The sequence below is a fragment of the Bordetella genomosp. 9 genome (genome assembly GCF_002261425.1).
Lineage (GTDB): Bacteria > Pseudomonadota > Gammaproteobacteria > Burkholderiales > Burkholderiaceae_B > Bordetella_C.
Window position 1 is genome coordinate 1451482 of record NZ_NEVJ01000003.1, and the last position, 23080, is coordinate 1474561.

A 23080-nucleotide genomic window follows, 5' to 3' on the forward strand; every position below is an offset into this window, starting at 1 on the left:
GCTCAACGCCCGGACTTCAGTTCGGCCCACATGCGGGTTTGCAGGCGCAGGATGTTGATGGGTTGCGCCTTGATGACGTACAGCGTCTTGGAAACGTCGGCCGGCGGATAGATCATGGGATTGTCGGCCACGTCCTTGACGACGTACTTGCGGGCTTCCTTGTTGGCGTTGGGGTAGAACATCTTGTTGGTGATCGCCGCGTGCACCTGCGGCGTCTCGATGTAGTTGATGAACTTCATCGCGTTGTCGGGATGCGGCGCGTCCTTGGGCACGGCCATGACGTCGAACCAGGCGGGCGCGCCGCCTTGCGGGATGAAGTAATTGACGTCGAAGGTCTGCTTGTTCTGGCGGGCCCGGTCGCGCGCGATCATGACGTCGCCGGAAAAGCCGTACACCATGCACAGGTCGCCGGAAGCCATTTCATCGATATAGCCCGACGAACTGAACTGGCGGATGTACGGACGGATCTTCTTGAGGACCTCGAAGGCGGCCTTGTAGTCGTCCGGATTGCTGCTGTTGGGATCCTTGCCGATATAGTGCAGCACGGCCGGGAACACCTGGGCGGCCTCGTCCAGCACGGAAATGCCGCAGTCCTTGAGCTTGGCGGCGTTTTCCGGCTTGAACAGCATGTCCCAGCTGTTCAGCGGCGCATCCTTGCCCATGATCTGCTGGACCTTGGTGACGTTGTAGCCCAGGCCGTTGGTGCCGTAGCCCCAGGGCACGAAGTACTTGTTGCCCGGATCGACCTGCGCCACCAGGGCCATGACCTCGGGATCCAGGTACTGCAGGTTGGGCATCTTGGCCTTGTCCAGCGGCTGGAACAGGCCGCCCTGCAGCTGGCGCGAGGCATAGTGGGTGGACGGGACGACGACGTCGTAGCCGGACTTGCCGGTCAGCAGCTTGGCCTGCAAGGTGTCGTTGTTGTCGTAGGTGTCGTAACGCACCTTGATGCCGGTTTCCCGCTCGAAGCCGGGAATGGTGTCGGGCGCGGTGTATTCGGCCCAGTTGTAGACGTTGACGACGTTTTCCTGCGCCTTGGCCGCCCCTGCCACCGCCAGCGCCGCCAAAGCCAACGCCGCGTAGCGTGCACCCGCGATTGCACCCGAGTTGATACCCATGTCCCAGAGCCCCTTGCGAAGAAAATTATTGCGGGACGGTGCCCGCGCGCAAAGGCAAAATGATAATTCGTTTTCCTGCGGGAGTCAGGCCGGCGCCCGCGCCATCCGCGCCCTGTAGGAATGGTCCAATTTCTGGAAGAAAGCCAGCCCCGCCGCCCCCGCGACTTTTTCCAGCGAACGGCGCAGCCGTTCCATGTTGCGGCGTTGGCCGGCGCGGGTCACCCCGCCCTGCCGGCCGCGGTCGAAATCGATGATCCAGGCCTTGCCGCGCGCGTCCACCAGGATGTTGTACGCGTTCAGGTCGGCATGCCAGACACCGGCCTGGTGCATGCGCGCGATGGCATCGGCCGCCACATCCCACACCGGCTGGTCCAGCAAGGCGGCCAGCGGCCGCACGTCCGGCAGGCGCGCCACCAGGATGGCGGCCTCGTAGCCCAGGCGCCCCACCCGCCAGTATCCCGCGGCCAAGGGCGCGGGCACCGGCAGGCCTTGCGACGCCAGCGATTCCAGCAGCTGGAATTCCATGAAGCAGCGGGTGCGCGCTTCGCCCAGCCATACATAGCGCTGCCGGCTGAGCCGCGCGATCATGCCGCCGCGGCGGTAGTGGCGCAGCACGCCATGGCCGAAGCCGCCGTCCACGAACCAGGCGGCCTGGCGGCCGCCCACCTGTACCGGGCTGGCGTGCTCACCATACCCGACGGGATCGAAAAGTTCCGGGCCGGGCTGCGCGATGCGCGCCGCGTCGAAGCACATGGCGCCGGGCCGCGCGCCATCCCACGCCAGCCGGCGCACGTCAGCCGGCACGGTTGCGCATCCAGTCCGCGGTGCCATGGAACGCATGGAGAAGACGATCCGCCAGGGGCGTGGGCACTTGCAGGTCCAGCATGGCGCGGCCCATGCAGGCCACCCACTGGTCGCGTTCGATCTCGCCGATGGAAAACGGCAGGTGGCGCGCACGCAGGCGCGGATGGCCGTAGCGCTGGACGTAATGATCCGGGCCGCCGAAATAGCCGCACAGGAACAGGAAGAGCTTTTCGCGCGCGGAATCCAGGCTCGGGCCGTGGGCTGCCCTCAGCGCGGTGAAGTCTTCTTCCATGTCCATCAGGTCATAGAAACGGTTGACCAGGGCGCGCACGGCGTCCTCGCCCCCCAGCAGTTCGAATATCGTGCGGGTATGGTCCAGGGGTTCGAAGATGGGTTCGACCCGCGTGGTGGTAGTCATGTTGCTTCTCTCAGGGTGACCAGCGGCGGCGTGCGGAGTACGCCGCGCAAGGCCCACGCGCCGCCGGCCCAGGCGCCCAGCATGCCCGCGGCGGCGCCGGCCAGCCATGGCCACAGGCTGAAGGTGACGTCGAAATCGAAGACCCGCTGCGACAGCGCCCAGGCGACCGCGCTGGCGCCCGCCGCGGCCAGCACGCCGGCCAGCCCGCCCACCGCCAGCAGCTCGATGAGCTGGGCGCGCGCCAGTTGCTGCCGGGTGGCGCCCAGGGCGCGCAGCACGGCGGCTTCGCGCACGCGTTCATCGCGCGTGGCGGCAAGCGCCGCCGTCAGCACCAGGACGCCGGCCGCCAACGTAAAGCCGAACAGCAGTTGCACCGCCTGCGCGACCTGGTCCAGCACGTCCTGCAACTGGCGCAGGATGGCATCCACGTCGAACACGGTCAGGTTGGGGAAGCGCTGGACCAGTTCAGGCAGCAGGCTGGCCTGCCCCGGCGGCAGGCGGAAAGACGTGATCCAGCTCTGCGGCGCATCCGCCAGCACGCCGGGCGACAGCATCGCGAAGAAATTCGCCCGCATCGTGTCCCAATCCACGCCGCGCATGCTGGTGACCGTGACGTCGACCTGCTGCCCCGCGATGTCGAAGGTCAGCTTGTCGCCCATGTTCAGGCCCAGGGTGCGGGAGATGCCGGACTCCATGGACACCTCGCGCGAATCCGGCGCCATCCATCGGCCCGCCTGCAGGACGTTGTAGGACGGCATGCGATCGGCGTACGACAGGTTGAACTCGCGGTCCACCAGCCGGCGGGCGCGATCTTCCGTGTAGTCGGCCGAGGATACCTGCCGGCCGTTCACCGCGACGAGCCGGCCGCGGATCATGGGAAACAGCGTGACGTCGGCCACGCCGGCGCCCGTCAGCGCGGCGGCGACGGCCTCGCGCTGGTCGGGCTGGATATTGATCAGGAAGCGATTGGGGGCGTCCGGGGGCAGCGTGCGCTGCCAGCCGGCGATCAGGTCGGTGCGTGTCATGGCCAGCAGCAGGAGCGCCATCAGGCCGATGGCCAGCGCGCACACCTGCGTGACCGTGGCCGCGCGCCGGCGCACCACGCCCGCCAGCGCGAAGCGCAGGGCCGGCATGCCGTTGGCGGCGCGCCGCACGCGAGCCAGGGCCTGCACGCACAGCCAGGCGACCAGCGCGTAGGCCGCGAAAGCGCCCAGGAAGCCGCCGGCCACCACCGCGCCCAGTTGCACGTCGCCGGCGAACCACCAGATCAGCAGCGCGAAGCCGATGGCGCCCACGGCATAGCCCAGCACGCTGCCCATGCGCACCCCGGCGGCATCGCGACGCAGGACGCGCGCGGGCGGGACATGGCGCAACTGGGCCAGGGACGGCAAGGCGAAACCCAGCAGCAGCCACATGCCGGTGGCCAGGCCTTGGGCGGCGGGGATGACGGACGGCGGCGGCAGGTCCACGCCGGCCATGCGGCCCAGCATGGACAACAGCCCCAGGTGTACGACATAGCCCGCGAGTCCGCCGAGTACCGATCCGGCCAGTCCGACCAGCACGAACTCGACGGACAGCACGCGCGTCACCTGCGATTGCGTGGCGCCCAGGCAGCGCATGACGGCGATGCCATCCCGATGACGCAGCATGAAGCGCGTCGCGGCCAGGGCCACCGCCACGGCGGATATCAACACGGCGAGCAAGGCGACCAGCGACAGGAAGCGCTGCGCGCGATCCAGCACGCGGCGGATTTCCGGCCGCCCCGACTCGACCGTGGCCAGGCGCTGGCCGCGCTGCAGATGCGTGTCCAGCCACTGCTTGTACGCGGATACCGCCGGCGCGTCGCCGGCCGCGAGCAAGCCGTAGTCGACGCGGCTGCCGGGCGCCAGCAGGCCCGTGGCGGGCAATTCGTCGGCGCGCATCAGGACGCGCGGCGACAGGTTGACGAACGACATGCCGCGGTCGGGTTCGTAGGTAACGACCCGCGAGATGCGGAAGCGGCTGTCGCCCAGCGCGATGGTGTCGCCCATTTTCAGGCGCAGCGCGGCCAGCAGCTGCGGGTCGACCCAGACGGTGCCGCGTTCGGGTATGCCTCGCGTGGCGCTTTCCGCGCCGGCGGGCCCGGCGGCCGTGCGCAGGCTGCCGCGCAGCGGATAACCGTCTTCCACCGCTTTCAGCGAGACCAGTTGCGCCGCCTGGTCGGCCGACGCCATGGATGGAAATTGATAGGTGTGGACCAGCCGCAGCCCCTGGTCCAGGGCCTGGCGCTCGAAGGCCGGCGGAATGGGTTCGTCGGCGTCCAGCACGATGTCGCCGCCGAGCATCTGGGCGGCATCGCGTTCCAGCGCGCGACCGACGCGATCGGCCAGGAAGCCGACACTGGTCACCGCCGCCACGGCGACGATCAGCGCGACCAGCAGCAGCCGCAACTCGCCCGAACGCCAGTCGCGCAGCAGCGTGCGCGCGCCGAGCCGGATGTCGGAAACCAGGCCTGTGGCGGCGGCCGCGGGAACGGCGGCGTATGGACGAGCGGCGGATGTATCGTGCATGACCCTATCGTAACCTGACAGTTCGCTGGCTAAGGCAAAAAAGGAAAAAGGCGAAGCTCCCTCTCGGAAGCTTCGCCCCTGGGACTGCCACAGCGCGGGAACGGGCCCGGGCTTACTACTTGGCCGCAGGCGTTGCCGGCGTCGCGGGGGTCGCCGACTTCTTGGCCTTCGTGCTGGATTTGGCCTTGTGCTTGTGGGTGGTCGTCTTGGCCGGCTTGGCAGTGGTGCCGGCGTCGGCGGCGAACACCGCCGGGGCGGCGGTCAGACCCAGGCACAGGGCGGACGCGGTCAAAAACGTAGCAATACGGGAGCGGTTCGTCATTTAAAAACTCCAGATTAAGCAAGGCCACGTGGCCTCATCCCACGGGCACGGCCGGTTGCCGTGATCCCCGTACAGCCTTGGAGCAAGCACCCTTGCGAAGGTTTCACGACACGCAAAAAAAATTGCATGATCTGCGATTTGGACATAGTTGCGGACGATGAGGCGGGCTTTTCCTTCATCTCGCTTTCAGGTTGCCGTCCGCATGCTGAAAGCGCGACGCCGGACGGACCAATCAATCCGCGCGCTACGCGTTCTTCAATCTGTCCAGCGCATGTTCCAGGCGATCCACGGCCCATACCTCCAAGCCTTCGATCGGCTGGCGCGGCGCGTTGGCCTTGGGAATCAGCGCGACGCTGAAGCCCAGCTTGGCGGCTTCGCGCAGGCGCTCCTGGCCGCGCGGCGCGGGACGGATTTCGCCGGCCAGGCCGACTTCGCCGAACGCGACCAGGCCGCGCGGCAAGGGCCGGTCGCGCAGCGACGAGATGATGGAAAGCAATACCGGCAGGTCGGCCGCCGGCTCGGTAATGCGCACGCCGCCGACCGCGTTGACGAAGACGTCCTGGTCCGACGTAACCACGCCGGCGTGCCGATGCAGCACCGCCAGCAGCATCGCCAGGCGGTTGCTTTCCAGGCCCACCGTCAGGCGCCTGGGATTGGAGCCCTGCACGCCGTCGACCAGGGCCTGGATCTCCACCAGCAGCGGACGCGTGCCTTCCTGCGTGGCCATCACACAGGAGCCCGCCACCTGGCGATCGTGCTGCGACAGGAACAGCGCCGACGGATTCGCCACGCCGCGCAGGCCGCGATCGGTCATCGCGAAGACGCCCAGTTCGTTGACGGCGCCGAAGCGGTTCTTGAAGGCGCGCACCAGGCGGAAGGACGAATGCGTGTCGCCTTCGAAATACAGCACGGTGTCGACGATGTGTTCCAGCACCCGCGGGCCCGCCAGCGCGCCATCCTTGGTGACGTGGCCGATCATCACGATGGCGATGCCGGTCTGCTTGGCCAGCCGCGTCAACTGCGCGGCGCATTCGCGCACCTGCGATACCGAGCCGGGCGCGGCGGTGAGTTCGCCGCTGTACAGCGTCTGTATGGAATCGATGACGGCCACCGAGGGTTTCTGCTCGGTGACGGCGGCCTGGATGGCTTCCAGGCGGATTTCCGCCAACAGGTTGACGTTGCCGGTGCTCAGGCCCAGGCGGCGCGCGCGCAGCGCGACCTGTTCGGCCGATTCTTCGCCGGTCACGTACAGCACGTTGGCGCTTTCGGACAGCGAGGCCAGGGCCTGCAGCAGCAAGGTGGACTTGCCGATGCCGGGATCGCCGCCTATCAGCACGACGGCGCCGGCCACCAGGCCGCCGCCCAGCACCCGGTCGAACTCTTCCAGTCCGGTGGGTTGGCGCGGCACTTCGCGCGCTTCGATCTCAGCCAGGCTGCGGACGGGGCTGGACGCCGCCAAGGGCGCGTAGCGATGCGAGGCGGCCGCCGCGGGGGCGGCGGTTTCCAGGGTTTCCGACAGGGTATTCCAGGCGCCGCAATGCGGGCACTTGCCCTGCCATTTCGGGCTGGTGCCGCCGCATTCGGCGCAGACGTAGACGGTTCGGGATTTGGCCATGCCGGAAGTGTACCGGCATGGCGATCGGCGGCGGCCGATGCGCGCCGCCGGAAACGCGCCTAGCGTCCCGCGATGCTGCCGCCGCCATCCACCGCCAGGATCTGGCCGGTGATATAGCTGGCGTCGTCGGACAGCAGGAACGCGATCGCCGCGGCGACGTCGGCGGGTGCGCCGATACGCTTCATCGGGATACCCGACAGGATGCGCTTTTCGGCATCGCTGCCGACCGGACGGCTGGCGCGGAACAGTTCGGTTTCGATGGGACCGGGCGACACCGCGTTCACGGTGATGCCGTATTCCGCCAATTCGAGCGCCCAGCTGCGCGTACACCCGACCAGGGCGTTCTTGGCGGCGGAATAACTGGTGCGGTCATAGCCGCCGTGGATGGCGCGGCTGACCACATTGACGATGCGGCCGGCGCGCCGCACCTTCATCGATTCGACGAAAGCCTGGGCCACCTGCACGGCGACGCGCACGTTCAGGTCCAGCACGTTGTACAGCGACGCCAGTTCGATGGCGCCCAGGGGCTGGGGCAATACCAGGCCGACGTTGTTGACCACGGCGTCGACCGGATACTTGTCGCGTATTTCGCGCAGCGTTTCTTCCGTCTTGCCGGCGTCCGACAGATCGCAGGCATAGAGATAGCCCGGAAAATCGACATCGCCGGTGTGGCGGGCGATGCCGACGACATGGCAACCCATGTCCGCCAGACGGCGCGTCAACGCCCAACCGATTCCCTTGGTGGCGCCCGTTACGAGCACGCATTTATCTTTCATGATCTACCCTCGACAACATACCGCATACCGCCAAAGCACCGAGTAGACCACCAACCGGACCGTCTGTCTTGGGTTTCGTAACAATTAGGCGAGGCAGGCTGGCGCCATCGGGCGCTGGCGCCCCGCCCCGCAGCTCAATCCACCGACGCGTGCGATTCCTGGACGATGGCGCGCCACCGCGTGATCTCGTCGGCCAGGAATTTCTTGAAGAATGCCGGCGATTCGTTCATCGGCGCCATGCCCAGGTCCTCGAAGCGCTGGCGCAGCTCGGGCTCCGTCATGGCCTGGTTGACCGCCTTGTTCAGCTTGTCGACGATGGCCTGCGGCGTGCCGGCGGGCGCGACGATGGAATACCAGGTCGCCACGTTCATACCCTTGACGCCGGCCTCTTCCATCGTGGGGATGTTGGGCACGGCGGGAAAGCGCTTGGCGCTGGTGATCGCCAGCGCCCTCAACTGGCCGCTTTCGATCAGCTGCTTGCTGCTGGGAATGTTGATGAAGGTGAAGTCCGCCTCGCCGCCGATGACGGCGGTGAGCGCCGGGGCGGATCCCTTGTACGGAATATGCGTGGCGTCGAAACCTCCGATCTTCTTGAACAGTTCGCCGGCCAGGTGCTGGGTACTGCCGCTGCCCGCCGACGAGAAGTTCAGCTTGCCCGGGTGCGCCTTGCCATAGGCGATCAGGTCGCTGACCGACTTGACGGGCAGCTTGGGATTGACCAGCAGCAGGTTGGGCGCTTCGGCGAAGATCGCGACCGGCTCGAAATCCTTGACCGCGTCATAGTCCAGCTTCTTGTACAGCGTGACGTTGATCGCCAGCGCCGTCGACGACAGCGACAGCGTGTAGCCGTCCGGCGCGGAGCGCGCGACATACGAGGCGCCGATATTGGTACCGGCGCCGGGCCGGTTTTCCACCACGATATTGCCGTGGATGATCTTCGCCAGCTCCTTGGCGAGCAGCCGCGCCGCGACATCGTTGCCGCCGCCGGGGGCGTAGCCGACCACCAGCTTGATCGGATGGTCGGGGTACTTGTCGGCGGCCGAGGATTGCGCCTGTGCGGTCACGGCGGCGGAGGCCGCCAGCAACGAACAGCCGACCAGCGCGGCCTTGAAGGAAAAGCCTTGCAGGGGTAAGCGGAACTTCATGTTCAACATCTCCGTGTGTAGTGTTGTTCTGATATTCAAAGGGAACGGGCAGACGGCCCGGCCGCGAGCAGCACGCCATCGGCCCGCGCGTGCGCGAGTTCGGCGATGGCGTTGTAGCCGACCATGCCCAGCGCGCGGAAAACCTCATCGCGCAGCAGCTTGGCGGCGTGCAGCACGCCAGCCTCGCCAGCGACGACGTTGGCGAAATTGAACGGCCGGCCGACGAAGACGAAGTCCGCGCCCAGAGCCAGCGCCTTGATGACATCCGTGCCGCGCCGGAAGCCGCCATCCACCATCACCGGGATGCGCGAGCCCGAGCTCTCCAGCGCGGCGATGACGGCCGGCAGCATGCGGACGGACGACGGACTGCCGTCCAGCTGGCGCCCGCCGTGGTTGGAGACGATGATCCCGTCGGCGCCGCGATCGCGGGCGATGCGGCAATCCTCGGGATGCAGCAGGCCCTTGACGATCAGCTTGCCGCGCCAGGATTCCCGTATCAGGGAAAAGCGCTCCCAGTCCATATGGTCCTTGGGCGCGTGGTCGCGTATCGCCGTCGCGGAAATGATCGGCGCGCCGCGGGTCGCGAAGGAATTCTCGAAATGCGGCATGCCGGTGCGCAGCAGCGTGCGCAGGAAGACCTTGGTCAGCCAGCCTGGGTGCGACAGCCCGTCCCAGGCCAGCGACAGGCTGGGCCGCAGCGGCGTGGTGAAGCCGGCGCGGACCTGGTTTTCCCGGCTGGCGCCGACGAAGGTGTCGAAGGTCAGGACCAGCGTCCGGTACCCGGCCGCCTTCACGCGCTCCAGCAGCGGCGTCGTACGCTCGATATCGCCGGGCAGATAGGCCTGGAACCAGGCATCCGGATTGGCGGCGATGACGTCTTCCATGCGTATCGTCGACGTACCGCTGACGATCATGGGGATATGGAAGGCCTGCGCGGCGCGCGCCAGGGCGACGTCGCCGCGGTAGGCGGCCAGCGCCGACAGGCCCATGGGGCAGATGCCGAAAGGCGCCGACCACTGTTCGCCGTACAGATTGGTGGCCACGGATCGCCGGGACACGTCGCGCATCACGCGGGTCACCAGCAGATGCTCGTCGAACACCGCGCGGTTCTCCCGCAGGGTGTGCGTGTCTTCGGTGCCGCCGGCGACGTATTCGTAGACGGCGCGCGGCAGGCGGCGCCGAGCCTGCCGCTGAAAATCGTCGAGGGAAAAAACGCGCTCTAGTGCCCTGGGTCTGCTCTGCGATGCCATCGATGTCTCGGCCCGGGACGATCCGATGGCCGCGAGCGCCTCGCAACCGCTGCGTGGTGTCTCCGGCCAAAGGTTCGCGCGAGCGCCTTTTTTCTACTTATCTCAAGGCTGGCTAGTGTGCCGGCTTCGCCTGGAACGCGCATTCGGCCTCGCCAAACGGCTGTTAGGCGCAAATGAACGGGGGTGCCCGGAATGCTATGCTTGCGCCGCCGGGCAGCCCCCGCCGAGGCGCCAGGCCAACGACTTCCATGGAACTCAGACAACTTCGATCCTTCGTCCGCGTGGTCGAGCTCAGCAGCATGGGACGGGCCGCACTGGAACTGGGAATCGCCACCTCCACGCTCAGCCAGCAGATCAGCCAGCTCGAAAGCGAACTGGCGACCAGGCTGTTGCAGCGCCGATCGACCGGGGTTTTCCCGACCGAAGCCGGACTGGATTTCTGGCACCAGGCGCAGGTGATCCTGCGGCAGGTCGACGCCGCGGCGGCGGTGGCCCGGCAAGGCAGGTTTTCCGGGCAGGTCAGCATAGGCATGGCCACCACCACGGCGGCGGTCCTGACGGTGCCGCTGCTGTCGGTCATGCGGGAACGCTATCCCGCCGTCCGCGTCCGGATCGTCGAGGGCCTGACCGCGCACCTGGCCGCCCTGCTCAATTCCCGCCAGCTGGATCTGGCGCTGCTTTTCGAAGCCTACGATCCCAAGCGCTGGAGCGTGACGCCGCTGGTCGATGAAACGCTCTTCGTGGTGGCCCGCAAGGACCTGGCCGGCCTGCCGCCCGCGCTGGCCACGGCCAAGAGCGTCCAGGTCGGGCAGATCGGCGACCTGCCCTTGATCATGCCCGGCAACAGCCACGCGCTGCGCGACCTGATGACGGCCAGCTTCAACGCGGTGAAACTCAGCCCCAACGTGGTGCTGGAGATCGAAGGCGCCCATAGCCTGATGCGCGCGGTGCGCGCGGGCCTGGGCGCGACGGTGCAACCCGGCGCCGTGTTGTCCATGCTGGCGCCGGATGGCAAGACCATGGCGGACGACAAGCTGCTGCGGGCAATACCGATCGAGGATCCGTCGATGCGCAGGCGCTGCCTGCTGGCCAGCTTTTCCGACGACGAGCTGTCGCCCTCCGCGCTGGCGACCCGGGTGACGCTGGTGCAGCTGGCAAGACAGCTGGTGCAGGACGGCGTCTGGCGCGGCGCGACCATGCTGTAGGCGCCGCGGGCGCGCGGCCGCCTTGCATACCTGAATTGCCACCCCGGGCATAGCTTGCCGGGGCCCCGCCGCCTACGATGCCCTCCATCAAGATAAGAATGACAATGGAGGCAAATGCGAACCGCATCTGCGCTGGCGCTGCTGGCCGCGATCGCCCTGTCCGCCGCCGGGCCGGCCGGCGCGGCAAGGGCGGCGGACGGCTATCCCGCCCACGCCATTACGCTGGTCAATCCCTATGCCCCCGGCGGACCCGCCGACATCGTGGCGCGCAGCCTGGCGCGCGGCCTGGAAAAGCGCCTGGGCCAGCCCGTGGTGGTCGAAAACAAGCCGGGCGGCGGCGCGTCGATAGGTACCGGCTTCGTCGCCCGCGCCAGGCCCGATGGCTATACCCTGCTGCTGGGAACGTCCGCGGGCCACGTGGTGACGCCGCTGATGCAGAAGACGCCTTATGACGGCGTACGCGACTTCGCCTTCGCGTCCGTGGTCGCCATCCAGCCCATCATGCTGGCCGTGAATCCCGCGCGCGGAATCAGGACCGTCGCCGACCTGATCGCGCGCGCCCAGGCCAACCCCGGCAAGCTGAGCTACGGCTCGGCGGGCGTGGGCGGGGCCACGCACCTGGGCGGCGAGCTGTTCCAGCAGGCGGCGCACATCCAGCTGAACCACATCCCCTACCCCGGCGCATCGCCCGCCATCAATGACGCCGTCGGCGGGCAGCTGGACATGGTGTTCCTGAATCTTTCGGCCAGCCTGCCTTTCATCCGCCAGGGGCGCCTGCTGCCGCTGGCCTATGCCGCCGACCGGCGTTCGCCGCTGCTGCCTCAGGTGCCGACCCTGGACGAGGCCGGCGTGCACGGCGCGCAATCGGCCACCTGGTACAGCCTCGCCGCGCCGGCCGGCACGCCCCCGACCATCGTGCAGCGCCTGAGCGATGCCGTGCGCGGCGTGAACGAGGACGCCGATTACCGGCGGGTGATGGAAGAACAGGCGGTGGAGCTGATGGCGCTGACGCCCGGCCAGGCACAGGCCTATGTGGAAAAAGACCGCGCCGACATGCGGACGCTACTGGGCAGGCTGGACCTGCTGGCGAAATGAACGGGCGCGGCGGGCGGGAAACGCGATGAACTTCGACTTCAGCGAACTGGCGTCGGCCGATGCCTTCAAGCTGCTGTCCAGCGTGGTGGTGCCGCGGCCCATCGCCTGGGTGGTGACGCAATCGGCCGGCGGCCGGATCAATGCCGCGCCGTTTTCCTTCTTCAATGTGGTCAGCAGCGATCCGCCCATCGTGGCGCTGGGCATAGGCCCGCGCGGCGGACAATTGAAGGACACGTCGCGCAATATCCTGGCCACGCGCGAATTCGTCGTCAACGTCGCGTCGGCGGGTCTGGGGCCCCAGATGACCCACACCAGCCTGGACTACGTGGCGGACGTCGATGAACTGGCGAAAGCGGGCCTGAGCACCGCGCCATCGCTGCGCATCAAGCCGCCCCGCATCGCGCAGAGCCCGGCCGCGCTGGAATGCCTGGTCTGGCAGATCCTCGAAGCCGCGCCGCAGCGGATTATCGTGTTGGCGCGCGTGGTCGCCATGTACCTGCGCGACGACGCCTTGCTGGACCCGGGCAAGTACTACGTGGATACGCCGGCGCTGCGGCTGCTCGGCCGCATGCACGGCGCCGGCTGGTATGCCCACACGGACCATCTTTTCCAGATGCCGGCGCCGGATGCCGCCGACGATCCGGCGGTGCGGCCGCAGCAGGGGCACTGACACATGAGCCACCGCCAAAACGCTGTTGACAGGAGATCCGCATGAAGCTGCATTGGTCGCCACGTTCGCCTTTCGTGCGCAAGGTCATGATCGTGCTGTACGAGGCAGGCATCGAAGACCGCGTGCAGTGCGTCCGCACGCCCGTCGCGATGGACAAGCCGAATCTCGACCTGGTGCGCGACAACCCGCTCATCAAGTTGCCCACGCTGGTCCTGGACGACGGCACGTCGATCTACGATTCCCGCGTGATCTGCGCCTATCTGGACGAACTGGCGGGCGCCGGCCTGGTGCCGGCCGAACCGCGGGCGCGCCTGACGGCGGAGCGGCGCCAGGCGCTGGGCGACGGCCTGCTGGACGTGCTGCTGCTGTTCCGCCAGGAGCGCAACAAGCCGCCGTCGCGGCAGACGCCGGAATGGCTGGACGCGTTCGCCTTGAAACGAGACGCGGTGCTGAAGGCGCTGGAACGGGAAGCGCCGGCGCTGCGGGAAACACGCTTCGACCTGGGCCTGATCGCCATCGGCTGCGCCCTGTCCTATCTGGATTACCGCTACGCCGACCTGCCCTGGCGCGACGGCCATCCCGCGCTGGCGGCGTGGCATCGTGACTTCTGCGCGCGCCCGTCCGTGGCGCGTACGGCGCCCGACGACGCAGCGGCTTGAAACGGACGACAAGCAAGGACATCACATGAGTCGCATCCCCTTCCCGACCCCCGATACGATGACCGCGGCCCAGCGGCAGGTCTACGACCGCATCGTTTCGGGCCCGCGCGGCCGCCTGGTCGGCCCGTTGCGCGCCGCCTTGCACAATCCCGACCTGGCGGACCGCTGGCAGGCGCTGGGCGCCCTGCTGCGCTTCGGCACCAGCCTGCCGCCGCGCGTCAGCGAACTGGCCATCGTGGCGACGGCACGGCGCTGGAACAGCCAGATCGAATGGCACATCCATGCCCAGGCGGCCGCCGATGCCGGCATTCCCGCCGCCGCGCTGGAGGCGATACGCGACGGGCGTACACCGGCCTTCGACACGCCGGCCGACGCGATCGTCTACGAATATGCCCGCCAGTTGCAGGAAACCGGACAGGTTGCGCCCGCGCTGTACGCGCAGGCGATCGAGCACTGGGGCGTGGCCGGCGTCGTGGAGCTGACCGCCGTCATCGGCTACTACACGATGGTATCGATGACCCTGAACGCCCATGAAATTCCCATGCCGGACGATGCGCCCGATCCGCTGCGGGTGCCGACGGAAGCCGGCCAGCCAGCGCTGACGCGGCTGCCGCGCTTACCGGAGCAAGCCGGCGGAGACGGCCGATGAGCAGGGCAACCCCGCCGCATACCGGCGATGCCCGCGGTGGATCCGGCCAGGCGCCGGCCTATGTCCCGGACACGACGGAAACGCCGCGCATGCCGGGGCGGCCGCGCCACGTGCTGATGCCTGGCGCCTGCGATGCGCACTGCCATGTGTTCGGGCCGTACGACCGCTTCCCGCTGCAACAGCCATCGTCCTATGCGGCGCCGGACGCGCCGGCCGAGCGCTACCTGACCATGCTGGACACCCTGGGTGCGCAACGCGGCGTGCTGGTGCAGCCCGCGCCCTACGGCACCGAGCCGGCGGCCCTGCTGGATGCGCTGCGGCAAGGCGCGGGCCGCCTGCGCGGCGTGGCGGTGGCCGATCCGCGGGTCGGCGACGCACAATTGCGGGCGTGGTCGGAAGCCGGCGTGCGCGCGCTGCGTTTCGTCGAGGCGCGCGATCCGGCGGGACGACTGTTTCCCGGCAGCGTCGGCTTCGACCAGATCGCCGCGCTGGCGCCGCGCATGAAGCAGCACGGCCTGCACGCGCAATTATGGGCGCCGTGCGACGTCTATGCGCGGCATCTGCCGGCGCTGGCGGGATTGGGACTGACGCTGGTCATCGACCATCTGGGCAGCCTGGTGCCGGCACGCGGTCCCCAGGATGCCGTGTTCCAATTGCTGCGCGGCCTGCTCGCCGATGGCGCCATCTGGATGAAGCTGACGCTGTGCCGCGTCGGCACGGCGCCGGATTATGCCGATGCCCGCTATCTGCACGACGCCTACACCGCCGCCAATCCGGATCAAGTGCTGTGGGGCTCCGACTGGCCCTATGTGCGGATGGGCGACAAGGCGCCCGCGGCCGATGCCTTGCTGGACCTGGCCTGGGATTGGTTGGGCAGCGATGCGCTGCGCCGCAAGGTGTGGGTGGATAACCCGGCGCGGCTGTACGGGTTTGCCGCGGGTTAGCGCCTGGGGCGGCGCGGACGCGGCGGTTTTACTCGCTGACGTGCCAGACCCCTTCCCCGCCGATCTCGCGCGCCAGCACCTCGATCTGCGCGGCGACTTCCATGACTGTCCGGCCCGGCCCCTTGCTGCGCGAATATGCCATCGAAATGATGCGCCCCAGCGCCGGATCGCGCAGCGCGGCCACGCTCAGGCGGCCTTCGTGCACCTCCTGCCAGACGGCGTGCAGCGGCAGCACCGTATACATTTTTTCGTGCTCGACGATGGACTTCATCAAGGGCAGCGAATCGGCTTCGATCAGCGGCGCGATGGTGATCTTGCGGGCGCGCGCGAGTCCGTCCAGCGTATTGCGCAGCCCGTTGGGCGCGCCCGGCAGGATGAAGGGCAGCCCGTCCAGCGCATCGAAGGAGATATCCCCCGCGCGGGTCAGCGCGTCGCCCGCCGCGCCCACCAGATAGGACTCCACAAAGGCCAGCGGCGTCTCGCCGGGCGGGCACTTTTCACCGTAGCGATACAGGATGGCGATATCCACCCGGCTGTCGGTCAGCCATTCCTCTATCTGGCCGCTCGATCCTTCGAAGATCCGCAGATGCACCTTGGGATAATGTTCTCGCAGACGCGAAAACAGCCGCCGGATCAGCGGGTGGGCGGTGGACGGCAACAGCCCCAGGCGGACCTCGCCGGCCGGTTCGCGCGCCTGGCCGTTGACTTCCAGTTCCAGGCGTTCGGCGTCTTCGAGCAGTGTCCGCACCAGCGGGAACAGGCGTTCGCCGACTTCGGACAGGTGCACGCCGCGGCCGGTGCGGTTGAACAGCCGCGCGTTGCATTCGCGCTCCAGCGCGTTGATGCGGCGGCTGAGCACCGACTGGTCCTGGTCCAGATGCAGCGCGGCGCGCGTGATGCTGCCCAGTTCGGCGATGGCGACGAAGGCGCGCCATTTATGCAGGTCGGCGGTCAGGTCCAGGCTGGGTCCCGCGGCTTTGGGCGTAGGCATGGTGGCTGTCGGAAGGAATAGGCGCACACACTATACGGCCTATTGCAGCCCCAGCTTTCCGCGGCGTATCACCTCCCCCCATTTGCGCGATTCGGATTCCATCAGCTGCCGGTACGCGTCGGGGCTGGTGGCTTGCGGCACCGCGCCCTGCTCGATGATCCTGGCGCGCAGGGCCGGATCCCGCAGCGACTCTCCGATGGCCTGGGCCATCCGGTCGACGATGGCGGCCGGCGTCCCCGTGGGCGCGATGACGCCATAGTTGGATTCGACCTCCACGCCGGCCAGCCCCACCTCCCTGGTGGTCGGCACGTCCGGCAGGCCGACGAAGCGGTCGGCGCTGCCCACCGCCAGGGCGCGCACCTTGCCCGCCTTGATCAGGGCCAGCACGGCCGAGGCATCGGCGGGGAACATCTGCACTTCGTTGGAGAGCAGCGCGGTGACCGCCGGCGCCGCGCCTTTGTACGGGACGTGCATGATCTGTATGCCCGTCTGTTGCTTGAGCAGTTCGCCGGCCAGGTGCGGCGTGGTGAGATTGCCCGCCGAGCCGTAGTTGTACTTGCCGGGATCCTTGCGGGCGGCGGCGATGAAGGCCGGCAGGGTCGTTTCCGGGATGGACGGGTTGACGACGAAGACCACCGGGATGCGCGCGACCAGGGACACGTAGCGGATCGCGCCGACGTCATAAGGCACTTTCATGGCGTGCGGCAAGCCGGAGATGGCGCCCGGGACGCCGAAGCCGAAGGTGCTGCCGTCCGGCGTGGCCCGCACCGTGGCGTCCACGCCTATGGTTCCGGAAGCGCCAGCCTTGTTTTCCACGACCACGGGCTGCCCCAGCTTCTGTCCCAGCGTGGGCGCCAGCAGCCGGGCCAGGTTGTCGACGGAGCCGCCGGGCGGATACGGCACGATCAGGCGTATGGGCTGGCTGGGCCACGCATCGGCGGCGCCGGCCGCGAATGCGGGGACCGCGGCCAGGGACAGCAAGGCGGCCAGCAAGGCGCGGCGTTTCTTCATGGACTCGTCTCCTCGTGCCCTGCGGGCTTATGGTGCTTATGGTGCTTCCGGTGCCCGCGCTATCAGGCGCCGTCCATGCCCAGCACATGCTTGGCGTAGATGTTGCGTTGTATCTCGTTGGTGCCGCTGAAAATGGTGGCCGCCAGCGCATTGACGTAAGGCGCCAGCACATGGCTTGCGCCCGTGTCATCGTCCAGCGCGGCGCCGCCGTATTCATCGGCGGCCTGTATCAGCAAGGCCCCCAGGCGTTCGTGCGTCTCGGTGGCCCATATCTTCAGCAGCGACAATTGCGGCGGCAAGGGCAGCCCCGCGCGCGCGATGTCGGCATATCCCTCGTACATGGCCGTCAGGTCGGCCACGTCCAGCCGCAGCTCGGCCAGGCGGTCATGGAAAGCGGCATCGGCCAGCAGGCCGCGCTGCCGCGCGCGGGCATGGATCTGCTGCAAGGCATGATGCGCATGCTTGGGGCTGCCGCTGAACAGCCGTTCGAAGCCCAGCAGTTCCTTGGCGACGCTCCAGCCGCCATTCAAAGGACCGACCAGGTTGGCGAGCGGGACGCGCACCTGGTCGAAGAACACTTCGCAGAATTCCTCGTGGCCCGCCAGCGTGCGGATCGGCCTGCGGCTGACGCCGGGGCTGCGCAGGTCGACCAGCAGGAAGCTGATGCCGGCCTGCTTCTTGACGGTGGTGTCGGTCCTGACCAGCATGAACATATGGGTGGCGTCCTGCGCGAGCGTGGACCACGTCTTCTGGCCGGTGACGACCAGCGCGTCGCCATCGACGACGGCGGCGCAGCGCAGCGCCGCGAGGTCGGAGCCCGCGTCCGGTTCGGAATACCCCTGCGCCCATACGTCCTGGCCGGAAAGGATGCCGGGCAGGAAGCGTTCGCGCTGTTCCTGCGTGCCATGGCGGAACAGGATGGGACCGAGCATGATCAGCCCCTGGTCGGGCGCGCGTGCCACGCCATGGCGTTCGGCCTCTTCGATGAAGGCGATCAGACGGCCCGGCGTGAGCGCCATGCCGCCATATTCGCGCGGCCACGACGGCGCGATCCAGCCCTGGCGCGCCAGGGTGAAATACCACTCCTTGATCTCTTCCCAATGCAGGCGGCGCGGCATGTGGCGCAGGCGTTCCGGATAGTGCGCATGGAAGAAACGCCGCAGCATGGCGCGGAAATCGGCCTCGGGCATGGCGTTCCAGTCGGCATCGCGCGGGAAGGCTTCAGGGGCGTGGGCTTCCCGCGCTTGCGCGGGCATGTCCGGCTGCCCGTCGGGCGCGGCATCCGCCGGCGCGCCGCCGTCGCGTATGGGCGGCGCGAGCGCCCCATAGCGCTGCCGGTGGGCGGTCGCGTTGCCCAGCCAGGCGGACTGATGCAGCGCGCCGCGCAGGTACAGGCTGACGTCGCATTCGTCGGTATAGCCGATGGCGCCGTGCAACTGCACCGCCAGGCGGGCGGCCTCCAGGCCGGCGCGCGCGGCGCGCGCCTTCACGCGGCTGGCCGACGCGCGCGCCGAGGCTTTATCCGCGGACGGCAATTCCTTGAGCGCCGCCCGCAGGCTGGCGGCGGCCAGCTCCACCTGCATCGACGCGTCCACGACCCGATGCTGCAGGGCCTGGAAGGACGCCAGCGGCCGGCCGAACTGCTTCCGGGTGTTGAGGTATTCGACGGAGTCGGACAGTACCTGCCGCGCCGCGCCCACCATTTCCGCCGACTGCATCAGGCGTCCCAGGTCCAGCGCGGCATCGATGGCATCCAGCACGCCGCGCCGAGCCAGCAACGCGTCGGCCGGCAGCGCCACCGCCTCGAAAGACAGATGGCAGGCGCGCGTACCGTCGGCGCGGACGTACGGCCTGGCGATTACGCCCGGCGTATCCGCGGGCACGTAGAACAGCGCGGGTTCCTGTTCGCCATCGGCCGTCACCAGCCAGCCGTCGACGCCGTCCCCCGGTATGACGTGGCGTTTCTCGCCGTTCAGGACGTGGGCGCCCTCGCGCCAGGTCACGCTGACGCCGAACGCGCCGGCGCCCTCGCCGGCCTCGAGCTGGCCATCGGTCTCCTGCCACGCCAGCGACGTGATGCGGCTGCCGGCGCAGACGTCGGCCAGCAGGCGTTGGCAGGCGGGCGCGCCATCGTCGCCTTGCCCCAGGCGCTGGAGCAGCGCGGTGGGCAGCACGGCGGCGCCGACCAGCGGCTCCGGCAGTTGGACGCGTCCCGCTTCTTCCATGACGGCGGCCATCGCGGACCAACCCAGGCCCAGTCCGCCCTGGTCCTCGGGCACGGACATGCCCAGCCAGCCGACACCGGCGATCTCGCTCCAATAGCGACGGTCCGGCACGCCCGCCGCGCGCTTGCGCTGCCGCTGGTCGCGGCGGCGCAGGAAGTCGCGGGCGCTGTCGCGCACCTCTTCGATCAATGCGGCGTCGGGGGCATGGGTCTCGGGGCTCATACGACGCCCTCCGCCCGCAGGGCCGCGATATCGCTTGCGCTCAGGCCGAGTTCGCCGGCAAGCACGGCGTCCGTGTGTTCGCCCAGCATCGGCGGCGGCAGGCCTTCCTGGATGGGCGTACCGGAAAAATGAATGGGATTGCGGATGTACGGCATGCTGCCCAGGCCGGGGTGCGCCATGCGTCCCAGCACGCGCCGGTGCCGGACCTGCGGGTCTTCGAAGACCTGATCCATCGTGTAGATCGGACCGCAGGGCACTTTGGCGCGCGCCAGGGCGGCGTTCCAGTCGGCGACCGTGCGCGCGCGCAACGCCGGCTCGATCAGCGCGGAAAGCTCCGCCTGCGCCGCCGCGCGCAGCGGATTGGTGGCGAAGCGCGGGTCATGCGCCAGGGCCGGCAGGCCGATGGCGTCGCAGAAGGATGTGAACTGCGAGTCATTGCCCACCGCCACCATCAGGTGGCCATCCTTGCAGGCGTAGGCTCGAAACGGCGCGGTGATGGCCGAGGACGTTCCCGTGCGCGGCGGCTGCTGGCCGTTGGCCAGGTAGTTCATGCCGATGTGGGACATGGCGGCGATCTGCGCATCCAGCAGCGCCAGGTCGATATGCTGGCCCAGGCCGGAAACCTGGTCGCGGTGGCGCAGGGCGGCCAGGATGGCGCAGACCGCGTAGAAGCCGGCGGTCAGGTCCGAGACCGAATAGCCGACCTTGACCGGGCCGGCGCCAGGTTCGCCATCGGGAATGCCGGTCACGCTCATCAGTCCGCTCATGGACTGGAATATCGGGTCGTAGCCCGGCAGACGGCTGTAAGGACCGTCCTGGCCGAACCCGGTGATGGAGCAATACACCAGCCGCGGATTCAGCGCCGCCAGGGCCGCGTAGTCCAGGCCATGGCGCCGCAGGTCGCCGGCCTTGAAGTTCTCGATCACGATGTCGGCGTCCAGCGCCAGCCGGCGCAACAGTTCCTGGCCGCGCGGATGCGCGATGTCGATGGTCAATGAACGCTTGCCGCGGTTCATCGCCACGAAAGACGATGTCTCGCGCGGCGGCGCGGCCGGCACGGGACCATCGACCGGCATCGGATAGCCCTGGTGGCGCACGTCGTCGCCGCGCCCGGGCCGTTCGACCTTGATGACGTCGGCGCCAAAATCCGCCAGCATCTGGCCCGCCCAGGGGCCCGAGAACACGCGGCTGAGGTCCAGCACTTTCACGCCATCGAGCGGCCCTTTCATGATGTCTCCTTGTGGGTGCAAGCCGGTGCTAGCGGCCCTTGAACACCGGGGCGCGCTTTTCCAGGAACGCACGGCGCGCTTCCTGCGCATCTTCGGTGCGGGCGATCGCCGCGGTCATGTCCTGTTCGTAGCGGTAGCCGTCGCGCAGGCTCATGTCCTCGATGGCGTTCAGGGTCTGCTTGGCCAATATCGACGCCAGCGGACTCTTGGAAGCCAGTTCGCGCGCCAGGGCCATCGCTTCGTCCATCAGGGACTCCGCCGGCACGGCGGCCTCGACCACGCCCAGGCGATAGAGCTCGTCGCCATCGACGCGCAAGCCGGTCAGCATCATGCGCCGCAGGCGCGAATGGCCGAATAGGCGCATGCCGTGCCGCCCGCCGCCCAACAAGCCCACGTTGATTTCCGGCAAGCCGACCGTGGCGGTCGACGCCGCGACCAGGATGTCGCAGGACGCCACGATGGCCAGGCCCGCGCCCAGGGCCGGGCCATTGATGGCGCACACCACCGGCTTGGCGCATTCGCGTATGGCGTGAAAGCATTCACGGGTGCGGCGCGAATGCTGCGGCAGGTCGCCCGGACCCTGGATCGTGCTGGCGCGATTCTTCAGGTCGGCGCCCGCGCAGAAATTCTTGCCCTGTCCGGACAGCAACACCGCGCGCACCTCAGGCGTTTCGGAGATGCGGTCCAGCAGCCACGTCAGTTCGTTCATCATCTGCGTGGACAGCGCGTTCACCGGCGGATTGGCCAGCAGGATGACGGCGACGCCGTCGTCGACGGTCACGTCCAGGGCGGTGTAGGGACCGGTCAGGGCTTCGGGCATGCTCATGGTGGCGTATTCCTGCGGGTGTAGTCGGTCTTCGGCCGGCGGCTCAGATCACTTTGCGCGCGCGCAGCGCCTGGATGCGCGCGGCATCCAGGCCCAGCCCGCGCAGCACTTCGTCGGTGTGTTCGCCCAGCAGCGGCGGCGCGCGATCCACGCGCAGCGCCGCGCCGCCGAAGCGCAGGGGATTCATGACCTGCGGCACCGATCCCGCAACCGGATGCGGCAGGTGGCGCAGCATGCCGCGATGCACGACCTGGGGATCGTCGAAGACCTCCGGCACGGAATTGATGGAGCCCGCGGGCACGCCGGCCTTCTTGAGGCTGTCCAGCCAGTCGGCGCGCGGCCGCTGCGCGAAGATGGCGTCCAGGATGGGATCCAGGCTCTCCTGGTTCCTGACGCGCTGTCCGTTGGTGGCATAGCGTTCGTCGTTCGCCAGCGCCGGCTGCCCGATCACGCCGCAGAGCGCGACGAACTGCGCGTCGTTGCCGGCGACGACGACGATATCGCCATCGGCGCAGTGAAACGTACGCTGCGGCTGGATGTTGGGATGCGCGGTGCCGGTACGGCGCGGCACGCGCTTGCCCAGCAGGAAATTCATCGCCTGGTTGGCCAGCAGGCCAACCTGCACGTCCAGCATGGCCACGTCGACATATTCGCCCCGCCCGGTCTGCGTGCGCCGCAGCAGCGCGGCAACGATGCCCAGGGCCGCGTACACGCCGGTGCTCAGGTCGACGATGGGAACACCGACCTTCTGCGGACCGCCGCCGGGCTTGTCGTCGCGTTCGCCGGTCACGCTCATCAGGCCGCCCATGGCCTGGATCAGGAAGTCGTACGCCGGCTCCGCCGCGCGCGGGCCGGTCTGGCCGAAGCCTGTCACGGAGCAATACACCAGGCGCGGATTGATCTTCGACAAGGCCTCATAGTCCAGCCCCAGGCGCGCCAGGGTGCCGACCTTGTAGTTTTCCAGCACCACGTCCACATCGGCGCACAAGGCCTTGACCAGGTCCTGGCCTTCGGGCGTCTGCAGGTCCAGGGTAATGGAGCGCTTGCCGCGGTTGGTCGCCACGAAATAGGCGCCGTCGGCGGTGTCGTTGCCGGATTCGTCCTTGAGGAACGGCGGTCCCCAGGAACGCGTGTCGTCGCCGCGGCCCGGCCGTTCGACCTTGATCACGTCGGCGCCCAGGTCCGCCAGGATCTGGCTGGCCCACGGGCCCGCCAGCACGCGGCTCAGGTCCAGCACCTTGATATTCGATAAAAGCGGCTGCAAGGCCTACCCTCCCGATCTCGATCAGGGGCCAGTCTAGGAAGCCGGGCGCGGCCCGGGAACTGCCCGGCACCGCAAAGCTGTTATGTGCGTGGC

Annotated in this window: 21 protein-coding genes; 6 read left to right on the forward strand and 15 right to left on the reverse strand. The window is 68.4% G+C overall.

Annotation, left to right across the window (positions count from 1 at the left end):
* Positions 1 to 2 precede the first annotated feature (2 nt).
* From CAL26_RS17690 to CAL26_RS17730, 9 genes are all read right to left on the reverse strand, one after another.
* Positions 3 to 1118, reverse strand: a complete 1116-nt coding sequence (locus CAL26_RS17690) for a polyamine ABC transporter substrate-binding protein (RefSeq protein ID WP_094848125.1) — start codon at positions 1116 to 1118, stop codon at positions 3 to 5.
* A gap of 84 nt (positions 1119 to 1202) precedes the next feature.
* Positions 1203 to 1922, reverse strand: a complete 720-nt coding sequence (locus tag CAL26_RS17695; protein WP_094848126.1) for a 3-deoxy-D-manno-octulosonic acid kinase — start codon at positions 1920 to 1922, stop codon at positions 1203 to 1205.
* The gene (locus CAL26_RS17700; RefSeq protein ID WP_094848127.1) at positions 1912 to 2340 is read right to left on the reverse strand and encodes a group II truncated hemoglobin; all 429 of its coding nucleotides are present in this window, start codon (positions 2338 to 2340) and stop codon (positions 1912 to 1914) included. Before CAL26_RS17700 ends, CAL26_RS17695 begins: the two co-directional genes overlap by 11 nt.
* Positions 2337 to 4889 carry an ABC transporter permease gene (locus tag CAL26_RS17705; RefSeq protein WP_094848128.1) on the reverse strand — a complete coding sequence of 851 codons (2553 nt, stop codon included), beginning with the start codon at positions 4887 to 4889 and terminating at the stop codon, positions 2337 to 2339. Before CAL26_RS17705 ends, CAL26_RS17700 begins: the two co-directional genes overlap by 4 nt.
* 115 nt (positions 4890 to 5004) lie before the next feature.
* Positions 5005 to 5211 carry a hypothetical protein gene (locus CAL26_RS17710; RefSeq protein ID WP_094848129.1) on the reverse strand — a complete coding sequence of 69 codons (207 nt, stop codon included), beginning with the start codon at positions 5209 to 5211 and terminating at the stop codon, positions 5005 to 5007.
* Positions 5212 to 5455: 244 nt separating this feature from the next.
* A complete protein-coding gene (radA, locus tag CAL26_RS17715) occupies positions 5456 to 6826 on the reverse strand; it encodes a DNA repair protein RadA (protein ID WP_094848130.1) in 1371 nt (456 codons plus the stop codon).
* Positions 6827 to 6885: 59 nt separating this feature from the next.
* Positions 6886 to 7602, reverse strand: coding sequence for an SDR family oxidoreductase (locus CAL26_RS17720; protein WP_094848131.1), 717 nt, complete (start codon positions 7600 to 7602; stop codon positions 6886 to 6888).
* Positions 7603 to 7736: 134 nt separating this feature from the next.
* Entirely contained in the window at positions 7737 to 8747 is a 1011-nt protein-coding gene (locus tag CAL26_RS17725; RefSeq protein ID WP_179283387.1) for a tripartite tricarboxylate transporter substrate binding protein, read from the reverse strand.
* Between the two features lie 35 nt (positions 8748 to 8782).
* The gene (locus CAL26_RS17730) at positions 8783 to 9997 is read right to left on the reverse strand and encodes an alpha-hydroxy acid oxidase (protein WP_094848133.1); all 1215 of its coding nucleotides are present in this window, start codon (positions 9995 to 9997) and stop codon (positions 8783 to 8785) included.
* 248 nt (positions 9998 to 10245) lie between these two features.
* Between CAL26_RS17730 and CAL26_RS17735 the strand changes: the two genes are divergently transcribed.
* From CAL26_RS17735 to CAL26_RS17760, 6 genes are all read left to right on the forward strand, one after another.
* Positions 10246 to 11202 (forward strand): LysR substrate-binding domain-containing protein, encoded by a 957-nt coding sequence (locus CAL26_RS17735; RefSeq protein WP_094848134.1) that lies wholly within the window; start codon positions 10246 to 10248, stop codon positions 11200 to 11202.
* A 114-nt stretch (positions 11203 to 11316) separates the two neighbouring features.
* On the forward strand, positions 11317 to 12297 hold the full coding sequence (locus CAL26_RS17740; protein WP_094848135.1) for a tripartite tricarboxylate transporter substrate binding protein: 981 nt from the start codon (positions 11317 to 11319) through the stop codon (positions 12295 to 12297).
* A gap of 25 nt (positions 12298 to 12322) precedes the next feature.
* Complete coding sequence (locus CAL26_RS17745; RefSeq protein WP_094848136.1) at positions 12323 to 12967, forward strand: flavin reductase family protein; 645 nt, start codon at positions 12323 to 12325, stop codon at positions 12965 to 12967.
* 41 nt (positions 12968 to 13008) lie between these two features.
* Complete coding sequence (locus tag CAL26_RS17750; protein ID WP_094848137.1) at positions 13009 to 13626, forward strand: glutathione S-transferase family protein; 618 nt, start codon at positions 13009 to 13011, stop codon at positions 13624 to 13626.
* Positions 13627 to 13651: 25 nt separating this feature from the next.
* Complete coding sequence (locus CAL26_RS17755; RefSeq protein ID WP_094848138.1) at positions 13652 to 14275, forward strand: carboxymuconolactone decarboxylase family protein; 624 nt, start codon at positions 13652 to 13654, stop codon at positions 14273 to 14275.
* Complete coding sequence (locus CAL26_RS17760) at positions 14272 to 15219, forward strand: amidohydrolase family protein (protein WP_094848139.1); 948 nt, start codon at positions 14272 to 14274, stop codon at positions 15217 to 15219. The genes CAL26_RS17755 and CAL26_RS17760 overlap by 4 nt, the downstream gene beginning before the upstream one ends.
* A 28-nt stretch (positions 15220 to 15247) precedes the next feature.
* On the opposite strand, the gene CAL26_RS17765 is transcribed toward CAL26_RS17760, so the two are convergent.
* The 6 genes from CAL26_RS17765 to CAL26_RS17790 form a co-directional block, all read right to left on the reverse strand.
* The gene (locus tag CAL26_RS17765; protein ID WP_094848140.1) at positions 15248 to 16210 is read right to left on the reverse strand and encodes a LysR family transcriptional regulator; all 963 of its coding nucleotides are present in this window, start codon (positions 16208 to 16210) and stop codon (positions 15248 to 15250) included.
* A gap of 39 nt (positions 16211 to 16249) precedes the next feature.
* Positions 16250 to 17221 (reverse strand): tripartite tricarboxylate transporter substrate binding protein, encoded by a 972-nt coding sequence (locus CAL26_RS17770; RefSeq protein WP_094848141.1) that lies wholly within the window; start codon positions 17219 to 17221, stop codon positions 16250 to 16252.
* Positions 17222 to 17283: 62 nt separating this feature from the next.
* Positions 17284 to 19668 carry an acyl-CoA dehydrogenase gene (locus CAL26_RS17775; RefSeq protein ID WP_094848142.1) on the reverse strand — a complete coding sequence of 795 codons (2385 nt, stop codon included), beginning with the start codon at positions 19666 to 19668 and terminating at the stop codon, positions 17284 to 17286.
* Complete coding sequence (locus CAL26_RS17780; protein WP_094848143.1) at positions 19665 to 20897, reverse strand: CaiB/BaiF CoA transferase family protein; 1233 nt, start codon at positions 20895 to 20897, stop codon at positions 19665 to 19667. Before CAL26_RS17780 ends, CAL26_RS17775 begins: the two co-directional genes overlap by 4 nt.
* 28 nt (positions 20898 to 20925) lie before the next feature.
* The gene (locus CAL26_RS17785) at positions 20926 to 21723 is read right to left on the reverse strand and encodes an enoyl-CoA hydratase/isomerase family protein (RefSeq protein WP_373454488.1); all 798 of its coding nucleotides are present in this window, start codon (positions 21721 to 21723) and stop codon (positions 20926 to 20928) included.
* 43 nt (positions 21724 to 21766) lie between these two features.
* Positions 21767 to 22987 carry a CaiB/BaiF CoA transferase family protein gene (locus tag CAL26_RS17790; protein WP_094848144.1) on the reverse strand — a complete coding sequence of 407 codons (1221 nt, stop codon included), beginning with the start codon at positions 22985 to 22987 and terminating at the stop codon, positions 21767 to 21769.
* Positions 22988 to 23080 lie beyond the last annotated feature (93 nt).

Coding starts and splice junctions, on each gene's coding strand:
- CAL26_RS17730 (WP_094848133.1), bottom strand. CDS start 9,997: ATGGCATCGCAGAGCAGACCCAGGGCACTAGAGCGCGTTTTTTCCCTC.
- CAL26_RS17745 (WP_094848136.1), top strand. CDS start 12,323: ATGAACTTCGACTTCAGCGAACTGGCGTCGGCCGATGCCTTCAAGCTG.
- CAL26_RS17775 (WP_094848142.1), bottom strand. CDS start 19,668: ATGAGCCCCGAGACCCATGCCCCCGACGCCGCATTGATCGAAGAGGTG.
- CAL26_RS17755 (WP_094848138.1), top strand. CDS start 13,652: ATGAGTCGCATCCCCTTCCCGACCCCCGATACGATGACCGCGGCCCAG.
- CAL26_RS17770 (WP_094848141.1), bottom strand. CDS start 17,221: ATGAAGAAACGCCGCGCCTTGCTGGCCGCCTTGCTGTCCCTGGCCGCG.
- CAL26_RS17705 (WP_094848128.1), bottom strand. CDS start 4,889: ATGCACGATACATCCGCCGCTCGTCCATACGCCGCCGTTCCCGCGGCC.
- CAL26_RS17700 (WP_094848127.1), bottom strand. CDS start 2,340: ATGACTACCACCACGCGGGTCGAACCCATCTTCGAACCCCTGGACCAT.
- CAL26_RS17710 (WP_094848129.1), bottom strand. CDS start 5,211: ATGACGAACCGCTCCCGTATTGCTACGTTTTTGACCGCGTCCGCCCTG.
- CAL26_RS17720 (WP_094848131.1), bottom strand. CDS start 7,602: ATGAAAGATAAATGCGTGCTCGTAACGGGCGCCACCAAGGGAATCGGT.
- CAL26_RS17750 (WP_094848137.1), top strand. CDS start 13,009: ATGAAGCTGCATTGGTCGCCACGTTCGCCTTTCGTGCGCAAGGTCATG.
- CAL26_RS17725 (WP_179283387.1), bottom strand. CDS start 8,747: ATGAAGTTCCGCTTACCCCTGCAAGGCTTTTCCTTCAAGGCCGCGCTG.
- CAL26_RS17735 (WP_094848134.1), top strand. CDS start 10,246: ATGGAACTCAGACAACTTCGATCCTTCGTCCGCGTGGTCGAGCTCAGC.
- CAL26_RS17765 (WP_094848140.1), bottom strand. CDS start 16,210: ATGCCTACGCCCAAAGCCGCGGGACCCAGCCTGGACCTGACCGCCGAC.
- CAL26_RS17760 (WP_094848139.1), top strand. CDS start 14,272: ATGAGCAGGGCAACCCCGCCGCATACCGGCGATGCCCGCGGTGGATCC.
- CAL26_RS17690 (WP_094848125.1), bottom strand. CDS start 1,118: ATGGGTATCAACTCGGGTGCAATCGCGGGTGCACGCTACGCGGCGTTG.
- radA (WP_094848130.1), bottom strand. CDS start 6,826: ATGGCCAAATCCCGAACCGTCTACGTCTGCGCCGAATGCGGCGGCACC.
- CAL26_RS17740 (WP_094848135.1), top strand. CDS start 11,317: ATGCGAACCGCATCTGCGCTGGCGCTGCTGGCCGCGATCGCCCTGTCC.
- CAL26_RS17785 (WP_373454488.1), bottom strand. CDS start 21,723: ATGAGCATGCCCGAAGCCCTGACCGGTCCCTACACCGCCCTGGACGTG.
- CAL26_RS17780 (WP_094848143.1), bottom strand. CDS start 20,897: ATGAAAGGGCCGCTCGATGGCGTGAAAGTGCTGGACCTCAGCCGCGTG.